This is a genomic window from Taylorella asinigenitalis ATCC 700933, from assembly GCF_000687755.1.
GTDB classification, from domain to species: domain Bacteria; phylum Pseudomonadota; class Gammaproteobacteria; order Burkholderiales; family Burkholderiaceae_B; genus Taylorella; species Taylorella asinigenitalis.
The window spans coordinates 104,742-128,559 of the sequence record NZ_JHXN01000002.1 but is presented as its reverse complement, the minus strand read 5'-3'; the positions used below and the strand labels follow the sequence as shown (position 1 = coordinate 128,559).

At 38.3% G+C, this 23,818-nt stretch carries 21 protein-coding genes and 1 tRNA gene; 10 read left to right on the top strand and 12 right to left on the bottom strand.

Going from position 1 to position 23,818, the window contains the following annotated elements; all coding sequences use genetic code 11:
• Positions 1-4 precede the first annotated feature (4 nt).
• The 5 genes from ruvC to ruvB are packed head-to-tail and all read left to right on the top strand — an operon-like array spanning position 5 to position 3,914.
• Positions 5-553, top strand: coding sequence for a crossover junction endodeoxyribonuclease RuvC (gene ruvC / locus T432_RS0102510; protein ID WP_028884045.1), 549 nt, complete (start codon positions 5-7; stop codon positions 551-553).
• 5 nt (positions 554-558) lie between these two features.
• A complete protein-coding gene (gene ruvA, locus T432_RS0102505) occupies positions 559-1,134 on the top strand; it encodes a Holliday junction branch migration protein RuvA (protein WP_014111897.1) in 576 nt (191 codons plus the stop codon).
• Between the two features lie 3 nt (positions 1,135-1,137).
• Positions 1,138-1,593 carry a TRAP transporter small permease gene (locus tag T432_RS0102500; RefSeq protein ID WP_028884044.1) on the top strand — a complete coding sequence of 152 codons (456 nt, stop codon included), beginning with the start codon at positions 1,138-1,140 and terminating at the stop codon, positions 1,591-1,593.
• Positions 1,593-2,828: a TRAP transporter large permease gene (locus T432_RS0102495; RefSeq protein WP_028884043.1), complete on the top strand. Its 1,236-nt coding sequence runs from the start codon at positions 1,593-1,595 to the stop codon at positions 2,826-2,828. The genes T432_RS0102500 and T432_RS0102495 overlap by 1 nt, the downstream gene beginning before the upstream one ends.
• A gap of 12 nt (positions 2,829-2,840) precedes the next feature.
• A complete protein-coding gene (gene ruvB, locus T432_RS0102490; RefSeq protein ID WP_014111900.1) occupies positions 2,841-3,914 on the top strand; it encodes a Holliday junction branch migration DNA helicase RuvB in 1,074 nt (357 codons plus the stop codon).
• Here the strand turns inward: ruvB and T432_RS0102485 are convergent.
• Positions 3,895-5,490 carry a RecQ family ATP-dependent DNA helicase gene (locus T432_RS0102485; RefSeq protein ID WP_248646260.1) on the bottom strand — a complete coding sequence of 532 codons (1,596 nt, stop codon included), beginning with the start codon at positions 5,488-5,490 and terminating at the stop codon, positions 3,895-3,897. The genes ruvB and T432_RS0102485 overlap by 20 nt on opposite strands.
• Between T432_RS0102485 and T432_RS0102480 the strand changes: the two genes are divergently transcribed.
• From T432_RS0102480 to T432_RS0102470, 3 genes are read left to right on the top strand one after another with little or no spacing between them, the layout of a single operon-like run.
• Entirely contained in the window at positions 5,489-6,571 is a 1,083-nt protein-coding gene (locus T432_RS0102480) for an FAD-dependent oxidoreductase (RefSeq protein WP_028884041.1), read from the top strand. The genes T432_RS0102485 and T432_RS0102480 overlap by 2 nt on opposite strands.
• Before the next feature lies 1 nt (position 6,572).
• Positions 6,573-6,791, top strand: a complete 219-nt coding sequence (thiS, locus tag T432_RS0102475) for a sulfur carrier protein ThiS (protein ID WP_028884040.1) — start codon at positions 6,573-6,575, stop codon at positions 6,789-6,791.
• A gap of 1 nt (position 6,792) precedes the next feature.
• Positions 6,793-7,584 carry a thiazole synthase gene (locus tag T432_RS0102470; protein ID WP_028884039.1) on the top strand — a complete coding sequence of 264 codons (792 nt, stop codon included), beginning with the start codon at positions 6,793-6,795 and terminating at the stop codon, positions 7,582-7,584.
• Between the two features lie 447 nt (positions 7,585-8,031).
• On the opposite strand, the gene T432_RS0102465 is transcribed toward T432_RS0102470, so the two are convergent.
• The 5 genes from T432_RS0102465 to T432_RS0102445 form a co-directional block, all read right to left on the bottom strand.
• Complete coding sequence (locus T432_RS0102465; RefSeq protein ID WP_028884038.1) at positions 8,032-8,433, bottom strand: hypothetical protein; 402 nt, start codon at positions 8,431-8,433, stop codon at positions 8,032-8,034.
• 259 nt (positions 8,434-8,692) lie between these two features.
• A tRNA-Lys gene (locus tag T432_RS0102460) sits at positions 8,693-8,768 on the bottom strand.
• Positions 8,769-8,825: 57 nt separating this feature from the next.
• Positions 8,826-9,707, bottom strand: coding sequence for a polysaccharide deacetylase family protein (locus T432_RS0102455; protein WP_028884037.1), 882 nt, complete (start codon positions 9,705-9,707; stop codon positions 8,826-8,828).
• Between the two features lie 9 nt (positions 9,708-9,716).
• Entirely contained in the window at positions 9,717-11,792 is a 2,076-nt protein-coding gene (locus T432_RS0102450) for a glycoside hydrolase family 31 family protein (protein WP_028884036.1), read from the bottom strand.
• 51 nt (positions 11,793-11,843) lie between these two features.
• Positions 11,844-13,574 carry an FAD-dependent oxidoreductase gene (locus T432_RS0102445; protein ID WP_028884035.1) on the bottom strand — a complete coding sequence of 577 codons (1,731 nt, stop codon included), beginning with the start codon at positions 13,572-13,574 and terminating at the stop codon, positions 11,844-11,846.
• A 61-nt stretch (positions 13,575-13,635) separates the two neighbouring features.
• Between T432_RS0102445 and mgtE the strand changes: the two genes are divergently transcribed.
• On the top strand, positions 13,636-15,126 hold the full coding sequence (gene mgtE / locus T432_RS0102440) for a magnesium transporter (protein WP_028884034.1): 1,491 nt from the start codon (positions 13,636-13,638) through the stop codon (positions 15,124-15,126).
• Between the two features lie 42 nt (positions 15,127-15,168).
• Here mgtE and secA read toward each other — a convergent pair whose 3' ends face one another.
• Both secA and T432_RS0102430 read right to left on the bottom strand, forming a co-directional pair.
• Positions 15,169-17,907 carry a preprotein translocase subunit SecA gene (secA, locus tag T432_RS0102435; protein ID WP_015551531.1) on the bottom strand — a complete coding sequence of 913 codons (2,739 nt, stop codon included), beginning with the start codon at positions 17,905-17,907 and terminating at the stop codon, positions 15,169-15,171.
• A 100-nt stretch (positions 17,908-18,007) separates the two neighbouring features.
• Entirely contained in the window at positions 18,008-19,021 is a 1,014-nt protein-coding gene (locus T432_RS0102430; RefSeq protein ID WP_015551530.1) for a M23 family metallopeptidase, read from the bottom strand.
• A 4-nt stretch (positions 19,022-19,025) separates the two neighbouring features.
• On the opposite strand from T432_RS0102430, the gene T432_RS0102425 reads away from it, so the two are divergent.
• Positions 19,026-19,346 carry a DciA family protein gene (locus T432_RS0102425; RefSeq protein WP_028884033.1) on the top strand — a complete coding sequence of 107 codons (321 nt, stop codon included), beginning with the start codon at positions 19,026-19,028 and terminating at the stop codon, positions 19,344-19,346.
• A gap of 3 nt (positions 19,347-19,349) precedes the next feature.
• On the opposite strand, the gene lpxC is transcribed toward T432_RS0102425, so the two are convergent.
• The 4 genes from lpxC to T432_RS0102405 form a co-directional block, all read right to left on the bottom strand.
• Positions 19,350-20,285: a UDP-3-O-acyl-N-acetylglucosamine deacetylase gene (gene lpxC / locus T432_RS0102420; RefSeq protein WP_028884032.1), complete on the bottom strand. Its 936-nt coding sequence runs from the start codon at positions 20,283-20,285 to the stop codon at positions 19,350-19,352.
• Positions 20,286-20,391: 106 nt separating this feature from the next.
• Positions 20,392-21,639 (bottom strand): cell division protein FtsZ, encoded by a 1,248-nt coding sequence (gene ftsZ / locus T432_RS0102415; protein WP_044971056.1) that lies wholly within the window; start codon positions 21,637-21,639, stop codon positions 20,392-20,394.
• Between the two features lie 152 nt (positions 21,640-21,791).
• On the bottom strand, positions 21,792-23,018 hold the full coding sequence (gene ftsA / locus T432_RS0102410) for a cell division protein FtsA (protein ID WP_014111915.1): 1,227 nt from the start codon (positions 23,016-23,018) through the stop codon (positions 21,792-21,794).
• Complete coding sequence (locus tag T432_RS0102405; protein ID WP_028884030.1) at positions 23,015-23,818, bottom strand: cell division protein FtsQ/DivIB; 804 nt, start codon at positions 23,816-23,818, stop codon at positions 23,015-23,017. Before T432_RS0102405 ends, ftsA begins: the two co-directional genes overlap by 4 nt.

Below are 23,818 nucleotides of genomic sequence, written 5' to 3'. Positions count from 1 at the left end.
CCTAGTGCGTATATTAGGTGTGGACCCAGGGCTACGGTTAACTGGATACGGTGTAATCGAAACTGCTCAAAATGGGCAGCTTCAGTATGTCGCAAGCGGGACCATTGCCATCCCAACAAATTTGCCGTTGTATAAGCGCCTTCTACATATTATGGAGGGAGTGAAGGAAGTAATCAATCACTACAACCCAAAATCTTCTTGTATTGAGGAGGTTGTCGTGAATAAAAACGGCAAGACTACCCTATTGCTTGGTCAAGCACGTGGGGCGGCTCTTTTATCTCTAGCTAGTTTGGGATTGGAAGTGTATGAGTACCCTGCACTACAGATAAAAAAATCCGTTAGCGGAAATGGGAGAGCACCTAAAGAACAGGTCCGACAGATGGTCAAATACATATTGAATTTAGGTGCGATGCCGCCATCGGACGCTGCGGATGCATTGGCATGTGCTATAACTCATGCACATATGTTACCTACTCTCGATATACTTAAAGAAATGAATTTGGACTCAAGTCATACTGCAAGGATGAGGGGTGGTAGGATCAAATATAAGTAGGTTTTATGATTAGTCGTTTGAAAGGAAAATTAATTTCGAAATTTCCGCCAACTGTTTGCATTGATTTAGGCGGTATTGCCTATGATGTAGACGTTTCGATGACTACATTCTATGAACTTCCTGATATTGGTCAGGAGGTGACTCTTTATACGCATCTTGCAGTGAGAGAGGATGCTCATACTTTATATGGTTTTATTTCTGAAGAGGAAAGAGCGACTTTTAGGGCCTTAGTCAAAGTAAATGGTATTGGGTTTAAAAGTGCTTTGGGCATACTCTCAGGGATGACCCCAGATGCACTCTATAGTGCTATTGAGTCTGAAGATTCATCTCAACTTGAAAGAGTTCCAGGTATCGGAAAGAAAACAGCAGCACGAATATTGCTTGAGCTAAAAGGAAAAATGCCTGAGTTAGGTAGCAGCTCAGATAAATCTTCAAACTCAAAAAATCATAACGATATACTTGCAGCTTTACTAAATCTCGGCTATTCAGATAAACAAGCTAAACAGGCTATAAGTGCATTGCCTAAGGATATAGATGCTACTGAAGGTGTGCGTATAGCATTGCGTTCTATGGATAAGTAATTAATGAAAAAGTTTTTTGACTTTCTGCGATTCTTATGCGTATTACTACTAGCATCGGCTCTGTTAGCTGGATTTTTTCAAATTATTAGTCGCTTTATCTTAATTAAACCATCGGTATGGACAGAGAGTTGGATTAGATTTTCAATAATTTGGCTTGTGTTTACTGCATTGCCACTGGCTTTTGAAGATGGAAAAATGCTCAGGCTGGATGTGCTTAAGTTGACATTGCCACAGGCATTACATAAACATGTATCTACTGTGGCTATGACCATTAGTCTTGTTTTTCTTGTGGCATTAAGTGTTTTAGGCTACGAGATGTTTTTAAGAAGCAGAAAGCAAATGCTTGCCGGCCTAGATATTTCTATATCTTGGGCCTATCTAGCAATTCCTGTCGGATCTGCTATGTCAGCTTTGACCATATTAATCAATCTTCTATCAAAAAGAATCAAGGTGATGTAATGCATTTGATGTTTATCACCATGATTATTTTCTTTGTGTTTACTGTTCCTATTGCGGTAAGCATTGGATTTGCTACGCTTTTCGGCTTAAAAATTGCTGATTTAAGTCCTCTAGTTTTAGTTCAAAATTATTACGCTTCTTTGGATAGCTTTCCGCTCGCAACGATCCCCTTTTTTATTCTAACTGGTCAAATCATGCTTAGATCGGGGGTTTCAGAAAGACTTATAGATTTTTCAAAATGCCTATTTGGTAGTTTAAGAGGCGGGCTCGCATGCACTTGCATATTTACAAGCATGATATTTGCAGCGATTGCAGGTTCAGGTGTGGCTACGACTTTTGCAGTAGGTTCAATTTTGATTCCTGCACTTGTCAAGCGTGGATATTCCAATGAATTTGCTACATCGCTTCAAGCTACGGCTTCAGAATTAGGTGTAATAATTCCACCTTCTGTGCCTATGATTCTTTATGCTGTATCTACTAAAACTAATGTAGTGGATTTATTCAGTGCTGGATTTATTCCAGGAATTTTTATTGCATTTGTTTTATGCGTATATGCAATTTTTTATGCCTCTAAAAACAAAATCGATATTGGAAAATCAGAAGATAAAAGAGATTTGCTCGCATCCTTTAAACGTGCATTTTTAGCTCTTTTATTGCCAGTGATTGTACTAGGCGGCATATACGGAGGCATTTTTACACCTACTGAAGCATCTATAATTTCAGTAATTTATTCAATCCTAATCGCAGGCATTTACGGCACACTTAACAAAGAGCTGATTTCTAAATCCTTTATAAATAGTACTATATCAACCTCTGTAATTTTATTTTTAATCGCAAATGCATCTGTCCTAAGTTTTATTTTGAATTTCTCAGGAGTTCCTCAATTTTTAGGGACATGGATTGCAGATAATTTTCAGGACAAAATACAGTTTTTACTAGCTTTAAACGTGCTTTTGTTTGTTATTGGAATGTTCGTCGAAACTTCAGCATCCATCGTGGTGTTAGGACCTCTTCTTCTTCCTTTAGCTATAAAATTCGGAATCGACCCAGTTCATTTTGGTTTAATTATTGTGGTCAATCTTGCTTTAGGTATGATTACTCCTCCATTTGGGGTTAATTTATTTGCGGCATGTACAGTATCAAACCTACCGATAGAGAGAGTTATAAAATCACTTATACCTTTTGTTTTGCTATCATTTATAGTTGTACTATTTATTACATACGTACCTATTTAAATAGAGAGTTCTATGCCTATAATCCCAGATAATATTCAATCACCTGCTAATCGAGGTATTGTTCAAAATGAGATGGTGGATTCGAAAGAAGAGTCTTTCGAAAAGGCTTTGCGTCCTAAAACATTAGCTGATTACAAGGGACAGGATAAGGTCTGTGAGCAGCTTGAGATTTTTATTAAAGCCGCAAAAAATAGAAATGAAGCTCTTGATCATGTATTACTCTTCGGACCGCCAGGACTCGGAAAAACGACGCTAGCCCATATCATTGCCAACGAAATGGGCACCAAGATGCGACAAACTTCTGGCCCTGTGTTAGAGAAACCAGGAGATCTAGCTGCTATTCTTACAAACTTAAACAAAAACGATGTATTGTTTATTGACGAAATTCACAGACTATCTCCAGTAGTCGAAGAAATTTTATATCCTGCACTAGAAGATTTTCAGATTGATATTATGATAGGAGATGGCCCTGCGGCTCGTAGTATAAAAATAGATTTACAACCTTTCACTTTAGTGGGAGCAACTACTAGAGCTGGTATGCTTACAAATCCATTAAGAAATAGATTTGGCATTATCTCAAGACTTGAGTTTTATTCAACAGATCATTTAACTCATATAGTCAAAAGAAGTGCCGGTTTGCTTGGAGCAAATATCGAACAAAAGGGTGCATATGAAATCGCAAGAAGATCGCGTGGAACGCCTCGTATTGCCAATAGATTACTTAGACGCGTTCGTGATTTTGCAGATGTTCGAAACAATGGTCTTATATCTGACCAAATTGCATCTGATGCATTGGGTATGCTTGAGGTTGACCCTATTGGTTTAGATAATATGGATAGACGTTTATTAGAAGCTATTTTGCTTAAGTTTCAAGGTGGACCAGTTGGAGTAGATAATCTAGCTGCTGCTATCGGAGAGGAAAGCCACACCATTGAAGAAATAATCGAACCATATTTAATACAACATGGATTTATTCAAAGAACTCCTCGTGGAAGAGTAGCGACTATTCATGCATGGAATCATTTTAATTTGACACCTCCAGCAAATCGCCAAGATGAACAGCTGTCTATTTTGAATATAGATTAGGAATATGTAGACCCACTTCACCCTTAAGAAGTGGCTTACTTTTTTTTGTTAGTGCAAGCGTGCAATATCCTTCAATATCAAAGGTAACGTATTCGTAAATAAGCAAATTACGCATAATACGAGACCATTGTATTTCACTAAGATCCTTGCCGATTCCGAACGTACTCAGTTTTTCATGTCCATTTTGCAAAATACGTCCATCATTTAATTTGCCCAACAATATAGAAATGATATATCCACAACCAAACCTCTGTTTATGAATATGTTCAAGCCAAAAAATTGTAGACATAAGCATTTGAGCATATCTAGTGCAATCTACCAAATGAGATGATTCTTTTTTGGATGGGGTTGGCATTTGACCTTTTGTCTCTCCAAAGTAACTCATTAGTTGCTCACTGATATCTAACTTTGTTTCGCACACTCCAAGCATAGAAAAAAGTTTTTGCATCATTCTTTCTTTTTGCTCTATCGGTGCAAAGGATGCATAAATAAACTTATAGTGCTGAATCACATCGCTAAGACCATATGCAAGCCAAGCCGTTGCTGGTTTGCCGTCACGCCCTGCTCTGCCAGTTTCCTGAAGATAATGCTCAACAGAACGTGGCATTTCTATATGTGCAACAAAACGCACATCAGGCTTATCAATCCCCATTCCAAAAGCAACGGTCGCAACTACCACTAGCGAATTTGAATGCATAAACTCTTCTTCTATTGACTTGCGTTCCTCTGCTTCCAATCCTGCATGATAAGCTTGCGCATTAATTCCATTATTTTTTAAATAGGTGGCAATTCTCTCGCATTTCATCCTAGTTAAGCAATAAACGATCCCAGGTTCATTCTTGTGATTATTATTTATAAAATCGAGTAGCTGCTTATTTGGAACTGATCTTTCCACAATTTGGTATTTTATATTTTCTCTTTTAATGCTCGATAAAAATATTTGTGAACTACGCAGACCAAGCTTTTGAACAATTTCTTTGCGTGTTGCTGGTGTAGCTGTTGCAGTTAATGCAATCATAGGTATATTTGGCCATCTTGATTTAAGCTCATGCAATCCTAAATACTCTGGCCTAAAATCATGACCCCATTGGGATACACAATGAGCCTCATCAATTGCGAAAAGTGAAGCATTTTTCTTTGAAAGAATCGAAAGAAATTTTAAGGTCAGTACTTTTTCTGGAGAGAGATAAACTATATCTATATCACCATTTATCCACTGATTTTCTAGATTATCTAATTCCTGCTTATTTGAGTTAGCATTAACGGTTACTGCTCGAACACCACGACATTTTAAAAATTCGACTTGGTTATTCATTAATGCAATAAGTGGAGAGATCACTACAGCATTGCCACCGAGGGCAATAGCTGGAATTTGATAGCAAAGTGATTTTCCGCCAGAAGTAGGCATTACAACCAGACTGTCATGCCCTTCAATTGTGTGCTTGATTATTTGCTCTTGTTTGTTTTTGAACTCGGAGAATCCGAAAACACTCGTAAGTAAATCGTGGGCTACAGCCATACAAAAATAAGGATTAAAATATTTGCTAACTATTGTACATAAGATAGGTTTTGACATGCATATAGGCATTGCTGGAGCAGGGTTAGTTGGACGATTGCTCGCATTTTTATTGACTCGCGAAGGGCATGATATCACTATCTTCGATGTGGCTGATAGTGAGACTGATCCACGTGCGGCTGGATTTACGGCAGCGGGTATGCTTAGCCATATTGCCGAAATCGAGAGCGGAGATACGATTATTTTGGATCTTGGATTGCGTTCCTTAGAATTATGGAAAGCTATAGTGCCTGCTTTGAGTTTGCCCGTAGAATTGCACTATGAGGGAGGTCTGATACTGGCTCATCATGGGGATTATGGTGTAGCGAATAGGCTTGTATCATTGTTGCAGAGAAAGGCTCCGGCGGCCCAGGCTCCATTGCCACTTACTATGGAAGAATTGAGAAAGCTTGAACCTGATGTTCACGGGGTCTCACATGCTTGGATGCTACAAAACGAGGGACATATTCATACGCGGCAGGCGATGCAAGCTCTTTATGCTTCGTGTATGAATATTTATTGGCGGTGGCAGACGCCTGTGAAATCATTGTCACCGCACGTTATTCATACCGTTCGTGGTGACTCGTACGAATTTGATTGGGTGTTTGATGCGAGGGGCGTTGGTGCTAGAGAGGTAAAACATCCTAATGCTCATACCATTTCATGTAATAATGTGCGTGGCGTTCGAGGCGAAGTGATGTGGTTGCAGATGCCCGGATTAAGGCTGTCTCGGCCGATTCGATTGATTCATCCGCGTTATCGTGTATATATTGTGCATAGGAAGCCCGACATACTTTTTGTTGGAGCAAGTGAGATTGAGTCTGAAGACCGAAGCCCTATCTCGGTACGCAGTATGGTGGAGTTATTGACGGCGGCCCACAGTGTATTGCCAGATATATCTGAGGCACGAATTATTCATACTGAAACGAATTTACGTCCTGCGACTTTAGATAATTTACCTAGAATTGAACATGAGCCTGGTCTAACTAGGGTTAATGGACTTTTCAGACATGGATGGCTTATAGCTCCAGCTGTGGTTGAAGATTCTCTAAGACCATTACTGGGCGATAATTATAGTGTTATGAATACGCTTGCAAAATAATATGACTATAAAAATATTCTTAAACAATGAGATTCGAAATATTGATGAAGGCACTTCTTTAGAAGCGTTTTTAGAACAAGAGATTTTCTCAAAATCTGAAGAAGAAATTTCACTCGCAAGTGCAGTGAATTCGAATTTCATACCGAAATCTCAACGAAGCACCTACATATTGCAAGAGCTTGATCAAGTGAGTACCTTTACTCCAATTACAGGGGGTTGAAATGGGCGAATATACGATTGGCGGAAAAACTTTAAAGAGCCGTTTTTTTCTAGGCACTGCACAATATCCTTCTCCAAAAATATTGCTTGATTCTTTGGCTGCTTCGGAAGCTGAAGTAATTACCGTCTCTCTTAAAAGACAAATGGGCGACGGTACATCTATGAAAAATGAACAATCTCTATATTTTGACGGCTTAAAACAGAGTGGGGCGGCCTTACTGCCAAACACTGCAGGATGCAAAACAGCCCATGATGCAATAAATGTGGCTTTAATGGCTCGCGAAGTTTTCGAAACTAATTGGATTAAGCTAGAGGTAATTGGGGATGATTATACGCTGCAACCCGATATGTTCGAATTAGTAAAAGCAGCTGAGAAGCTTATTCAAGAAGGATTTGAAGTATTTCCATATTGCACTGATGATCTGGTTACTTGCCAGAGATTACTTGATGCTGGATGCAAAGTCTTAATGCCATGGGGTGCTCCAATTGGCTCAGGTCAAGGCTTAATAAACACTTTTGCTCTACGTATATTGCGAGCTAGATTACCTGATGCTTTTTTAGTGATTGATGCAGGAATTGGATCTCCAAAAGATGCCGCTCATGCTATGGAACTTGGGTTTGATGCGGTGCTTTTAAATTCAGCCGTATCGCAATCGCATGATCCAGTTAGGATGGCCAAAGCCTTCAAATTAGCGATAGAGGCTGGTAGGTTGGGTTATGAGGCTGGTGTTATGTCTCAACAGGATATGGCTATTCCAAGCACTCAGGTTAGTGGTAGGCCATTTAGTTTGTAGGATCAAGCAAAGAGATGTGTCGTGACGGAAGCATAGAGTGAATTGATTTAGGGATTTGATGTATTGAGGATATTGAGTGTCTGTTTCTGATATAGCTTTCTGCAAACGTGAAGTATATTGTCCGTAGGTATCAGAAATTGATATACCTGACATAACTATATTTTTTAAATATCCCAATCCTCCTAGCTTAACTAATAACGGAAAATTTATTATTTAAATTTTCAACACAACTTGTCGCCTTTTTTAATGATTTGGTAGCTGATTCTCCTGCTTGATTAACTTTGTCGTTAAACCCATTTATAAATTTATTTGTCTATTTGATCTGATTTATAAATGATGCACTATTCAAACTAAGACCAATCGATAATCCACCTATTTGTTTCATAATTTACTCATAAAAAAAGGCACCTTTCGGTGCCAAAAAAAAAATTTGTACTTTTGAAGCTATTAAAAAAAACTTTCAGCTAACTTATAATCCCAGATTGATCCAAACGCAATTAAACTACTACCATCTTTAAAACTTATTTTAAAAAAAACTTCATCACCTTCTTCATAATCATCTAGACCACCTAACAAATATCCAATAGGCCCCATGGTTATATAGCCCAATAAAGATTTACCGAAGGTAGATTTTTTATAGGTTGCTTTTTCAACTATATACATATTTTCAACCTCATTTAATTCAATTTCATTTTCAGAACTTCGGAATTTTCCTTTTAGAATAATTCTCGGATGATAGTTTAAATCGTCATCTTTCAATCTGAATATCAACTCCCCAGTCCCTTCTGCATCTATATCGTAAAAATAATCTACATTTGGAGCTGTTTTAAATATTAAAAAATTGTCCATACCATATCCCCTTAACCCTAAACGTAAATACTACACAATAACTAGCCCTTCGTCAAAAAAACGATATCCTCGTTTTAACATCAAAAAACGTCATAAAATCAATGGGTTTCATAGCTTAAGTACTCACCGTATTAGCCATAGTTGAGGCTATTATGGCATGGTTTTAGAATTAAAAGTTTCACGTTAATGATCTATTCATTACCGAAAATTCTTTTGAACGTAGAAATAAAGGGGGAGATTGAATTCAAAGAGGGATAAGTGGTGGGTTGGCCGGGATTCGAACCCGGGACCAACGGATTAAAAGTCCGCTGCTCTACCGACTGAGCTACCAACCCTTGCAGAATTAAATATCCACTTAAATTTGCAAATAAAAGAAAATTATTATAAATATATCAATCTATCATGTCAATAGTCTCTTGTGGCTCAAAATGTACGTTTCGAGGAAAGAACAAATTGTAGAGACGAAGCTTTTTAAGCAAATTCAATAATTTAGGATGTCTTACAAGCCAGATATGAAGAATAAAACCACTCAAAGTTTGATAGTTTGGTGTGATGCGATAAATTGTCTCGCAGTCTAAATTTGTTGTGTTTACGCCATCAGCGTTTTCGGTATAAAAATATTTAAATCTCTTTTCTTTGGCAACCTCTAGATAGGATGGTTCAAAGTAACCGTGGGGCCAAGCTAAATGCTCACAATTAATTCCTAATTTATTATCGATAATGCTATTACTTAGTTCAAGCTCTTTTTCTAACATAGCCAAACGGCCCTCAGAATTAAGCTGCTGGTCCCATCTTGTAGGGGAATGCCCATTACTCTCAACAGATATAAGTCCCGTGTCTCTCAAGTAACCAAGTTCATCCCAGTTCATCATTACAATTTCAGGATGCCCTGAGTTAATTATGGCCTTACATTTTTCATTGGGTGGGCAATACGGAAGTATCTCATCAGACTGATAAGTTGTTCTTGCTTCACCATCTCGAATAAAGCTCGTATATACAAAAAAATTTGCCTTAGTTTTAAATTTGTCGAGTATAGGAAATGCATAAACAAAATTGTCCAAAAACCCATGATCGAATGTAATCATAATGGATTTTTTGGGTAGAGCTTTTCCTTGCAAAAATTCGGCAAATTCAGAAGAAGAAATTGTATTGAAACCTCTTCTTTTAAGATATCTCATTTGTTTTGCAAACACGCTCGGTGGGCAATTCTCTTCCCCACCATTTGGTGTGACATGGGTATACCTAAGAACAGGTATAACTTTAGCCTTTCTCATAAGAAGAGTTTAACGAGCTGGAGAAATGCGGACTTCAGCACCGCGTCTTTTTATAACTAGTCCTTGCGATGGAAGTATCTTAAGACCTTCAAACCCTTTTATATAACTCGAACCCTGCATCTGCATAATTCGAATCTTGTTGCGGATTACTTGAGGACTATGAACAGGCATACCAAATAACCAAACTTCATCAAGAACCTTAGCTGAATTAAAATCAGCCAAACGCTTAAGCTCAGGCCCAAGGCATAGCATATGACCATCGCGCCCAAAAAGAGGAATCGAGTCATTAGGACAATGATATGAGAGCAGTTGACCACCTTCATATTTAATACCAGTATTTAAGTCCCACCAAGATTCACCCTCAGGCAAATAAATCTCAACTTTTTCAGAATCATCAAAAATTGGAGCTACCAACAAAGATGATCCAAACATAAATTGATTTTTAAAATCATGAGAATATTCGTCATCTGGAAATGCTATCTGCATAATGCGTTGTACAGGAAGACCTGTTCTAGAGGAATCTTCAATAATTCCAAGATATGTTGGAAGAAGCCTGTAGTACCAACTAATAAGAGTTTTGGCCTTATCCTGAATTTCCTTAGAAAAATTAATAGGAAGATATTCATCCTCTGCAATAAATGCAAATCCACCACTAAATAATGAGTAGGCAACCGCTCTTAAAAATAAATTCTCGTTTTGGGTTGTGCATTTAATTCTAAACTTATGAGCTTCAGTAACGACACCACTTACTTGGGTGGCAATGTGCTCTCTATGCACGTCCAAAAGATCTTTAAAACTAGAAATCTCTCTATCTATACTTAGACCCAATGATCTAGAGCTATTTGCAATTAGATTTTGTCTATCAATAAAAACTTCACTAGGAGATTTGTTTTTAGCTTGAGCCTGAGCAAGAGAATGTTCTAGGAGAACAAAGTAAGAAGAAGGCAAATCTGGCAATGCATAATCATCACAAGAATAAGATAATGAAGCATCAAGCCCATTTAATATCTGTTGAACTCTATCCTGCCAAAATTTATATGCATCTTTATTATGCAAATTAAGTACAACATACTCATTGGATTCAAAATTAAAACTAACTATCTCACCATCTTCAGATTTCAAAAGCCATGATTTAGAATTCAAATGTTTAAATAAATCAGAGCCTTTTAAAAAAGCTGGAAAAGCTGGCAATGATAGGTGCTTTTTGTTTCTATCTAACACAGATTTAAGCTGATTAGACCTACCCACTCTCTCTTCATCTAAATCAAAATTTGGTTTATCTTCTTCAAAAACAAATACAGAAGGACAAGAAAGTTTTAAGGTATCTATACCATAACCTTCTTCTATTAATTTTCGACTATAGTTAATAAATTCATTCAAAGGAGAAGATTTAGTTTGGACCAACCAATGCCCAGAACTCAGAAGCGGTGACCCATAAGCCCTACCAATCAGGGAATTGAATTGATTAAATAATTCCTCTATATTCCCTAAAAATACAAACAAATCCAGCTGATCTTCAGAAAATAAAATTTTGAATTCATCTTTAAAACTATAGCTCACATTATGAGCTGAGGCAGCATAAATTCCCCAACCACTAGTACTCCATGCGTATGGTAAGCTACCTTCAGAAATCTCGGTGCATTCTATATCAGGTCTTAGATAGCCGAGACCATAAATATCGTCCTCTTTAGTATCAAGACTAAGACCCCATCTACCATCATCATAGGAAAGGGCTTCTGCCCCAGATGACAATACCAATTTTCCATCTTTAAAAAATTTAAAACACAAAGGACTAGAACTAATTTCTAAGCAGTAGTTCTGATAAGTCAAACTCCAACTTTTTCCTAATTTAATCGTTTTAAATTCAATCTCTGCAGTCGTATATAAATCAGAGATAAGCAACTCAGGACCTACAGATTTAATTTCTGATTCCTTGGATTTAATGGGCGTGATTCTTAACCTAAAAGCCCCGAACGCAGAAACTTCAATTCTAAAATTGAATGTTTTGGAGACTTTGAACTCACAGAATTCTACGGGGCCGCTAATAGATGATGAACTTAATTCTAAATGCTTAATTGTAGTCACAGGCTTGAATTCTTAAAATGGTAGTCCTATATTTTAAACCAAACGACCCTATCACGTACTCTCAGGGGCCATTATTTTCAATAAATCCCTAGTAAGAGGAGCAGGTTCACCCGCAATTTCTGTGGCAATAATTTCCGCCCCTAAGCTAGCCCAAGTCATACCATGAGAGGCATAAGCACAAGCTAAAAAAACATTTGTTCCCTTAAGACGCCCAATAATAGGCGTTCTTCCATTGATTACAGCCCTTATACAAGCATGTCCTCTTAATCCCTGATTCTCGATAAGTTCATCCGCAGTAAATTCAAAATCCACGGGAATTTTTGAGAGTATAGCCTTCTCCCCTTCAGCCGTTAATTGCGGATTCATCTCACCGTGTTTATATGTAGATCCCATAACACAATATCCGCCCATTTGAGGTAAAAAATATCCCAAGCCCCCAATTATGCATTTGGGGCCACCATTGACCATCTGACTCGGTACACGAAGCGTCTCGCCGCTAAGTGCATGCAAAGTTTCAAATTTTGGTACCGATGGCGTGCGATGACCAGATTTCAAGATTGTGAAATCAAGTCCACTTGATGCTAGAAGTTTAGGCGTATCTATTGCGGTGGCAATGACCACGTATTCATACTCTGGTGAGTTAAAGTTATCATTGCCACATAATATATACTTTCCCTCCGATGAAGGCTTCACTGCAGTTATGTATTGTGCATGCGTTGATATATTTTCCCGCTCCAGTAATGCATTAATCATCTTAAGCGGTGAGATTTGCATTCCATAGGGTAGAAATACAGCATCCTTTTTTATATGAAATCCAGAAATTTCAGACGCCTCCTGAGCTGTAACTCTGCGAATCCAGTCCTTAGGGAAATTCAATATTTCAACAGCCTCAGCAAGCGATTTTGCATACCCTTTGTCCCGATCAACCTCAAGCGTGCCACATGGGAAAATTTGATGGTCAAAAAAGCATTGCCACCTAGCGTATGCCCTTAAAACACCAGCACGAGATATGCGAGATTTAGGGCTATCATCGGCCGTAATTACAGGAGTTATTGCACCTGCGGATGTCTCTAGGGCTTCACCTACAGGCATATGTGCGAATTTGGGGTCATATATATCGACTTTATGACCACGAGAAGCTAGTTCGTTGGCAATGCTAGTGCCTGCTATCCCTGCTCCGATAATGGCAACAGAACTAGGATTCGCAACAGGTATAATTTGCGGGCGATGTGGATTGGATATTTTGTAAAGCTTATGTGAGTTGGGGATCTCTTCGCTTGATATGATTTTGTACTGTTTTGCATGAACTAAATCTTGGACTTCTTCGAGACCATCGTAAGTAGCAAGAAGTGCCTCAGGAGATGCCACTCTAAGAGCTTGGCTTTGCAAAGAGTCAGCCACAATAATATCGATTTGAGCGGAAATTTTCGACCAAGAATCAATACCAAAGACGATATGAAATACTAACTTATAGTCAATAATATCTATGCGATGGATGCCCTCCATCAATAAAGGCCACTTAAAAGGCAATTTCTTAATCTCGGATTCGGGATTGCATTCATATATAGGTTCAAAAAAACTACTTTTTGTTGGTGGAAACACAATAAAATGAAGCGATTTTCCAAAACTAAAGTTAAAATTTGTGACTTTTTTAACTTTCTCTATAAGGGCAATCGAAATTTCCTGCCAATTTGTGGATTCAATAGCAATGACAGTTGGACCACTTTTATTGAGCAAAAAATTTATAATTTCGTCGACGAATTTTGAGGCACATTCAAACATGCGGCTATTCCGAGAGGTGCTATAATTCAAGCTGTTTTGAGAGCATTAGCAATATTTTACTATGGACTTTTCAAATCCAAATCCACAAAACGCTGAGGCTTTAGACCCATCCAAATCCAAAAGGCTGGATACGGAGGAGGCACAGCTCGCTCTCGAGCACGTCAAATTGCTTATACGCAAGCATTATCTTGTAGAAAATCTCGTTCATAATCAGGAAAGCGATCCAGAGGATCGAAAAGAACTTGTAGAGAACTTAGTAAAAAAGCAGCATGACGTTGAACTACAGAATTTTCTAAATCCTCTTCATCCTGTAGATATTGCTTATATTCTTGACTCATTGCCACATAACGATAGGTTGCATGTCTGGAATCTTGTACATGCGATGCATGATGGCGAGGTGCTCCTTGAAGTAAGCGATAGGGTCAGAGAGGATCTCATTGCCAGCATGAATCATGAGGATTTGCTGGCGGCCGCAGAAAATCTCGATACCGACGAACTTGCCGATTTAGCCCCAGATCTACCGCCTTCAGTAGTCGCTGAGGTTCAGAAAGGGCTTTCCGATAAAGAGCGCAGTCAATTGGTTGCCGCCCTAGGCTATCAGGAAGGCACTGTAGGTGCGATTATGGACTTCGAGATGTTACGTGTCCGTGAGGACGTAACGCTTGAAGTAGTTTTGAGATACCTGCGACAATTAAAATCATTGCCAGACCATACAGATAAGCTTTTCGTAATTGATAACGAAGAGCATTTGCTTGGCGTACTATCGATATCGGATTTGCTTCTTAATCAGCCGACTGAGATTGTGAAAAACGTTATGCGCACAAATGTATTTTCTTTAAATCCTGAAGAAGATGATACTGTGGCTACGTCTGCATTTGAGCGCTATGACTTAGTTTCTGCACCTGTTCTCGATAGCGAAAATCGTCTGATTGCACGTGTCACAATTAACGATGTCCTCGATGTAATTCAGGAAGATTCGCAAGAGATGCAACTTGCTTCGGCTGGTCTATCGGAAGAGGATACTTTCTCATCTGTTGGTCAGGCTGTCGGAAACAGAACTCCTTGGCTATTGCTAAATCTATGCACCGCATCCATTGCCACATTTATTGCATCTATGTTTGAAGACACAGTAAGCAAGATTGTGATACTAGCATTTCTTATGTCAATTGTGGCTGGGATCGGAGGGAATTCTGGAAATCAAACATTGACCATTGTTATTCGAGCTCTATCGATGGGTCGTATTCAATCTAAGCATATGTTTAGGCTTATTCGACGCGAAGCTTTGGTGACACTTTTGGTCGGACTTTTGGGCAGCATTATCGCCTCTGGTTTTGCGTGGTTTATATCTGGCTCCTATCAAATAGCACTAGTTATGGTCGTTGCTATGGTTTTGAATATGTTGATTGGTGCCTGTCTTGGCGTGATTATACCTATGGTACGCGATAAGTTAAACAAGGATCCTGCGATGGGTTCCTCTGTGCTTTTGACTTTCTTTACCGATGCATTGGGATTCTTTATCTTCTTAGGATTAGCAAGCATCTTCTTGTTATAAAAAAACCCTAGCTTATGAATCATAACTAGGGCCTTGCTTAACTTAAGATAATTTTCCGTGGCAGTGCTTATATTTCTTTCCGCTTCCACATGGACACGGATCATTTCTTCCTACATTGGCGAATTTTTTCTTTTTCTCTGCTTCTGACTGAGCATTATCCTCTGCCAATGCTTCATCCTGATCCGCGTGATGATAATTCATATGTTCAGCTTGACTTCTCGCAGCTTCTATCTGCTGAGCTTCAGCCTCATCCACTTCCTCAGGTGATTGGATTTGTACTGTAAGCAAGATTCTAGTTACTTCATTACGTACACGCTCAAGCATATATTTAAATAATTGGAATGCCTCACGTTTATATTCTTGCTTAGGATCTTTCTGAGCATACCCTCTTAAATGAATACCTTGACGTAGATGGTCAAGTGCCGCTAGATGCTCTCTCCAGCATGTATCTAAGCGGTTTAAGATAATAGAACGCTCAAATTGATTCCACGATTCATCACCCACTAAAGCAATTTTTTCTTCGTAAATTTGATTTGCCTTATCAAGCACAAGCTGAAGAATATCATCATCGTCTAAATCGTCGTTTTTCTCCATCTCCGATTTAATATCAAGTTCAATCCCCCATTGAGAATCAAGACTTGCTTGAAGAGAATCGATATCCCATTGCTCTTCTACGGAATCCTCTGGAACATAAATACGAACAAATTCTGCCAATGCATTTGTCCTAAGTTCGTCAACCATATCCCTAATTGATTCTTCCTCAAGAACTTCGTTTCTTTGACCATATAGAACTCGTCTTTGGTCATTTGCAACGTTATCGAATTCAAGTAAATGCTTACGGATATCGAAGTTACGGCCCTCAACTTTTCTTTGAGCCGACTCAATAGATCTAGTTACCATCTTCGCTTCGATAGGCTCACCTGGAGTTCCTAATCGTTCCATAAGATTACGAACGCGACCGCCTGCAAAGATGCGCAGCAAATTATCGTCCAATGATAAATAGAATCGAGATGATCCCTTATCCCCTTGACGACCCGCACGACCACGCAATTGATTATCGATACGACGCGATTCATGTCGTTCAGTACCAATAATTCTTAAGCCGCCAGCTGCTTTAACTTGCTCGTTTTCCTGCTTCCATGCGTCTCTTTCTTTTTCGATTTGGGCTTGTTTTTGCTCTTCAGAGAGACTTTCATTATTTTGGATTGCAGATATTTTTTTGGCAATGTTCCCGCCTAATACGATATCGGTTCCACGTCCCGCCATATTAGTTGCAATCGTAATTTTTCCTGGTTTTCCTGCTTCAGCAATAATATCAGCTTCTCTTGCATGCTGTTTAGCATTTAATACATCATGTGAAAGACCAGCTTTTTGTAATAAGGAGGATAAATATTCTGAGCTTTCAATGCTTGTAGTACCAACCAAAACTGGTTGTTTTCTTTCATAGCAGTCTTTTATATCTCTAATAATTGCATCGTATTTTTCTTGTGCGGATAAGAAAATTTGATCATTTTGATCATCCCTAATCATAGGCAGATTCGTAGGGATAATAACAGTTTCTAAACCATATATTTCTTGAAATTCATATGCCTCAGTATCTGCTGTACCAGTCATACCAGCAAGCTTACTGTACATACGGAAATAGTTCTGGAATGTAATCGATGCCATAGTTTGATTTTCATTTTGAATCTCAACACCCTCTTTTGCTTCTACGGCTTGATGCAAACCATCCGACCATCGACGACCAGTCATAAACCTGCCAGTAAATTCGTCGACGATAACGACCTCACCATCTTTTACGACATAGTGTTGATCTTTATGGAAAAGATTATGTGCACGTAGTGCTGCCATCAAATGATGCATCAACGTGATATAACGAGGGTCATATAATGATTCACCCTCAGGAAGAATACCAAGTTGCGTTAATATATCTTCCGCATGTTCATGTCCGATTTCAGACAAATAGATTTGCTGAGATTTTTCATCCACCCAGTAGTCGCCCTCTGGTTCGGGCTCTTGCGGCTTAGGCTCCTCTAACATACGTGTAAGTTTAGGAGGAACCTCATTCATTTGAATATATAAACTAGTATTATCCTCAGCTTGACCAGAAATAATTAAAGGGGTTCGAGCCTCGTCTATCAAGATGGAGTCAACTTCGTCGACGATTGCATAATTAAGTTTTCGCTGTCTTTTATCAGATAAGTGGTACTCCATATTATCGCGTAGATAATCGAATCCATATTCATTATTTGTACCGTATGTGATATCTGCCCTATAAGCTTCGTATTTTTCTTTAGGGTCTTGATCTGGAACTACAACACCAACACTCATACCCAAAAAGTCAAATAAAGGTTTATTAGTTTCTGCATCACGTCTAGCTAAGTAATCGTTCACCGTAACGACATGAACACCCTCACCAGTTAATGCATTCAAATAAACTGGCAATGTAGACATCAATGTCTTACCTTCGCCCGTACGCATCTCAGCGATTTTACCGTTATGTAAAACAATCCCACCAATAAGCTGCACATCAAAATGTCGCATACCTAATGTACGCACAGATGCTTCACGAACAACAGCAAAAGCCTCTGGTAATAACGAATCTAGACTAGCCCCTTCCTCAATTCTCTTTTTAAATTCAGAAGTTTTGGATTTAAGTTCTTCATCAGATAGAGCTTGCATAGAAGGCTCTAAACCATTAATTTTGCTTACGATTTTTTTGTATTGTTTAAGAAGGCGATCGTTTCTGGAGCCTACTAGCTTTTTAAGAATAGATATCATTATGCGAAATTAGTTAATACACTTTTTGTGTATATGGGGTCAATAATTCATTTATAAAGAGAGATTTTACCCGAAATTGGTATAGTGGTAGAAACTGAGGCTAATTTCTTTTAGAGCCTATAGAGGAATTTTTCATCCTGCCTTGAGCAGAAACTTTTTTTATACCTACAGTGTTATAAACGTTTTTAGTAATTTCGTTATTGATTGTCAGGTCATGACCTATAAACTCAATAGGGTCTAGAGGAACATTGTTAACTCTAACTTCAAAATGCAAATGAGGCCCTGTAGATCCTCCAGTATTCCCTATTGCGGCAATAACTTGTTTAGGTGTTACGATTTCACCTACCTCAACATAAGCCGTTGATAAATGAGCATATCTTGTTGTTATGTTATTTCCGTGGTCTATATCAATAGTAATTCCATAGCCAGCTTTAGTACCTACATGACTAACATATCCTGCACTAGGTGCGATTATAGGTGTACCTACAGGTCCAGCTAGGTCAATTCCTGAATGTAACTTTAACTCACCAGTTATAGGATGCATACGCATACCGAAGCCTGAGGTGACTCGCGTGGTGGATAGTGAAACTGGGATTATTGAAGGAATTCTTTGTATATTAGCTAAATCAACCTGGGTAAAAAATTCCATAACCTTCAACTTATCTTCTTGCAGACTTATTTTTTTTAGAAGCTTATCGAGCTGTCTTCCTATTTGTTCTGCAGATTCTCTTGGTTCCTTAAGAGCACCATTAGTATCGAATGAATTATCGTTTTTCCTACCAGCAGCATCTAAATTAATATTCTCTAAACCCTCTTGTCGAGCAATCCTCTGGCTGAGAAATTCAATTTTGGCCATCCTAACTTTCATATCAGCAAGCTGATTTGTAAGTTCATTTAAAGTGAAGGCAACTAAATCAAGATCGTTAGTTTGTTTTTCTTTCTCTACAATTGTTCTTGTCTCTACCATCTCATCAATGCCAAACTTTCTTTCTAGAATAATACCTGAAAATACAGCAATAATGAGAGATGCAAAAACCATGCTAAGCTGTATAATTTGCTTAACTTGACGTTTTTTTCGTCTAGGAGATTTGAATCTCTTTTTAACCTCTGACATTACAATGCACCAATTTAGAAAAAGAAGAAGTCTTCGAGTAAAAGGGCTTAGACAAACGTGTGATGAAACTCTAAGTCTTGAAAATCAATTACTTACTCGAGCACTGAATAACGGAAAAATCGAAACAGATATTTATCAAATCGTTTGTGAGGATTTTATTGAAAAGTGCAGAGTAGTTCAACTAGTTGATGGGGATTTAGTAATAATTACTCCCAATAGTGCAATCCAAAGCAAACTAAAACAAGTGACCCCAACTCTTGTGAAAGAGCTTAGAAATAAGGGTTATAAGATAAGTACCGTAACTCTAAAAATTACTAAAAGATAAGTTTTAAATTGTTACAAACGAACCTTTTATAGTATGCACAATATCACTATCTTTGGACAATGGTTCTTCAAAAGTAACCAATTCAAAATTTTCAGGATTATCTAATACTGAACGAACCAATTTATTATTTAATCCATGTCCAGATTTATGAGCGGTATATTTTGCTAAAAGTGCGTGCCCAAACAAATATAAATCACCTATAGCATCTAAAATTTTATGTTTTACAAATTCATCTTCGTATCGAAGACCTTCGGAATTTAGAATACGATACTCATCCATAACAATGGCATTATCCAGACTACCACCTCGGGCTAAACCAATGCTTCTAAGCATTTCTACTTCGTTAGCGAATCCAAAGGTTCTAGCCCTAGCTATTTGATCGATATATGAATCTTTAGAAAAGTCTATCTCAGAAAAGTTGGTAGTCGAATTTATAGCTGGATGCTCAAAATCTATTGAAAAGGCAACGGAAAACCCATCATATGGTTCAATTCTAGCCCACTTACGAGACTCACCCTCACCTTCAGAAACTTCAACTGTTTTTAAAATGCGAATAAATTTTTTAGGTGCATCTTGTTCAACAATACCCGCATCCCTAATCAAGTAAACAAAGGTCACAGAACTTCCATCCATAATTGGAATTTCTTCAGCATCTACGTCTACATGAAGATTATCTATACCTAAGCCTGCAAGAGCACTCATTAGATGCTCTACTGTTGAAATTCTATACTTACCATTTTGGAGTACAGAAGCCATACGTGTGTCACCCACTAAATTAGCCTGAGCAGGAAAATCCAAAACTTCGGGTGTATCCACCCTATGAAACACAATTCCTGTATCAGGTTGAGCTGGTCGGAGGGTAAGATTTACCCTGCTGCCTGAATGTACTCCAACCCCTGTGGCTGTTACAACTTTTGAAATTGTTCTTTGTTTAATCATAGGTGTATTTGAGAACTTTTCTTAATGATAACTGATTAAAGAGAAAATAAAAATGCTACACGCTTTAAGTGTAGCATTTAAAATTTCTAACAATTTCTAGAATCAATTAATTGTTTTGGCGACGCAAATAAGCTGGAACATCGCGATTATCGCTAGTAGAGCTTAGAGGATTTGCAATTCTTGAGCCTCTTCTAATTGAAATAGAAGCGGTTGAATTTGGATTCTCTGGTCTAAACAATGCAATACCATCTGTACCTGTTCCTGAGACTTGATTAACTTGGTTAACATGATTAAGAGCACTCTCATCATCCTCGTCTTTAACAACTTGAAGATTAGGTTTTGAACCTAAGCCAGTAGCGATAACAGTCACACGTAAACGATCGCCCATACTTGCATCATAATTTACACCGTTAATGATAGTGGCATCTTCAGAAACCATCTCGCTAACTAAATTATTGATTTTTGAAACTTCAGCACGAGTTGGATTAGCCGCAGTGATATTAACGATTACACCAAACGCACCGCGAATATCAACGTCTTCAAGTAAGTTGCTAGAGATAGCTTGATTAATAGCGTCCTCTGCACGATTTTCTCCGCGAGCCTCAGCCGTACCCAACATAGCCTTTCCGAACTCACTCATAATAGTAAGAACGTCTTGGAAGTCAACATTGATATAACCGCCGCTATTAATAATTTCGGCGATACCTGCACAAGCGTTATAAAGCACTTTATCCGCTTCTTTTAGACAATCTTCAAATGGAAGATTACCATCGAGAGTTTCTTCTAATTTTTCGTTAAGAACTACGATAATTGAACGTGCATGCTCAGAAAGCTCCTTAACTCCCTCAACTGCAACTTGCATACGTTTTTTACCTTCAAATTTAAAAGGCTTAGTTACGATGGCAATGGTCAAGATCCCTAATTCATTTGCTATTTCAGCAATACATGGAGCACCTCCAGTTCCAGTACCACCGCCCATACCAGCTGTGATAAATAGAATTTTTGCTCCCTCAATAGCTTTCTTGATTTCTTCTTTTGATTTCTCGGTTGCTTCTTTCCCTGCATCTGGACGAGCACCAGCACCTAGACCTGTAGTGCCTAGAGCAATTTTAGTAGGCGCAAGAGATTGCTCTAATGCCTGACGATCGGTATTTGCTACGATAAAATCAACTCCCGCAATGCCTGATTGAATCATATGATTCACGGCATTACACCCAGCTCCACCGATACCTAAAACTTTAATTAATTGATTACCTGGTTGGCTATTCTCGGAAATACCAAAACCCAAAGTATTATTTGAAGATGCAACAGACGTAGACGCACCCTCGGAAACGCTAAATCCCAATTCTGACATAATCAGCCCCTAATTATGAAACCTAAAACCCCAGTCATATTTAGGAAATCGTCTCAAAGAGAAATCCAGTGCGTGACTCCTCGATATTATCTTTGAACCGACTCCGCGGTAATTAAAAAATTACCTTAACCCTTAGGGTTTATTATATAAAATTAAGGTGTTGTACGCCAAAAGAAATCTCTAATTTTTGATAAAAGATTTTGTCCTCTTGAACCATTTACAACGTCACGATTATTTCTTGATTGAAGCAACAAACCCATAACCGTCGTATACTCAGGTCTACACACAATATCAGATAAACTGCCATGATAAAGTGGCCTTCCCGTACGCACTGGTTTACCGAAAATATCTTCCGCTACTAAGTTAATTCCAGTTAGATTTGCGGAACCTCCTGTAATAACTACTGAGTTAGGAGACAATCCGTCTTGCTCTAAATCTTGAAGAATCTCTACAAAGATTACTTCCAATCTCGAATAAATAATATCCCCAATAATGCCATGTTCAATAATTCGAGGTTGACGATCTTCCTCTCCAAATGGTGATAGCTCTACTTGATCTTGAGGTCCTACTAAATCCCTTTTAGCAATCCCTTTTTCGATTTTTAAATCCTCTGCTTCAGGAACTGGAATATATAAAACTTGAGAAAGGTCGTTTGTAATTCTGTGACCACCCTCTTCGTACACTTTTGAGTACTTGATATAACCATCCTTATAAAAAGCAATATCAGTAGTACCAGAACCCATATCTATATACAAAACACCTTGACGTTTCTCATCAGATGTCAAACATATCGAACTTCCTGCAAGGGCATTTAATGTTAAATCTCTAGGCTCAAGCCCACAACGACGAACACATTTAAGAATATTCTGGCACGCAGTTTCTTCGGACAAAATAATATGAACCTTAACGTCTAATCGTACTCCAGACATACCAATCGGCTCTTCAATACCTTGTTGGCGATCAATAATATATTGCTGTCTAAGAACATGAAGAATTCGTAAATCATTTGAATACTGGATTGATCTAGCAGTATCGATAACTCTTTCTACATCGTAAGCAGAGACTTCCTTATCGCGTATTGCGACCATGCCAGTTGAATTAATGCTTTGAATGTGAGCTCCACTGATACCTACAATAGCCTCACGAATTCTGCAATCAGCCATTAATTCAGCCTCTTCCAGAGCTTTTTGTATTGCTTTAACTGTGGTATCAATATTTACTACGATACCGTTTCTAATACCACCACCCGTAGGAGCTTGACCTGTTCCTATAACATCGAATTTGCCTGGCTCATCCAGGGCTTCAGCCACAACAGCAACTACCTTAGTCGTCCCGATATCGATTGCAACTAATAACTCTTTTTTAGATTCACGACTCATTTTTTATCTGTCTCTTCAGGAATAATTTCAGGTGTAAACGTAATTGCAAAACCCTTAGTATATCTAAAATCTATTTTGCTAATTTTTCTATCCTCAATTCTATCTAATAACAAGGGCCAAGTGCTAACAAATCTTTTAAGATTTTGAGCAAAGTTAATGGCCTGCTGTTGTCCACCATAGGGGTCGACTAGCTCAGCTCCACCATCTCGTCCCAATACTAATTCAATTCCATTATCTAATACAACACGCCAAGCATAGCGATCGCTTAAATACATCTCTTTAATCGACATATTTAGAGGCGAAATTAATGTTGCTAATTCGCCTGAGCGTTGAACAACAAGTTTCTCGGATCCGTCGGGTCCATAATACTGTGGGTAGGCAATGTCTTCGGGTAGTTCGTCCCTATTTCCGCTAAAAAGCTCACCCCATGTATTTATAAGCATGTCTTCATTCCACTTAGCATAAGCTTCGTGCTCTTCAATCGTGAGAACTAGCTTATTAGGCCATACGCGATTAATTTCAACATTTCTTACCCAAGGCAGATTCTCAACTTTTTCTTTTAAGAAATTAAGGTCAGCGGTTAAAAAATTGCCGTCAATACCAGCATTTATCGTACTTTGAATAGATGCTGGAGAGATGTGATTTAGGGCATTGCCCTTACTTGGCAACAAACTTACTTGTGAAATATTGAAATAAGGCCTATTAATCAAATAATACCCACCTCCCACAATAAGTGCAAACACACTTATGGTCATAATCAAGTTAGCAAGAAAATTAAGTAGTCGCGTAAAACCTAACAT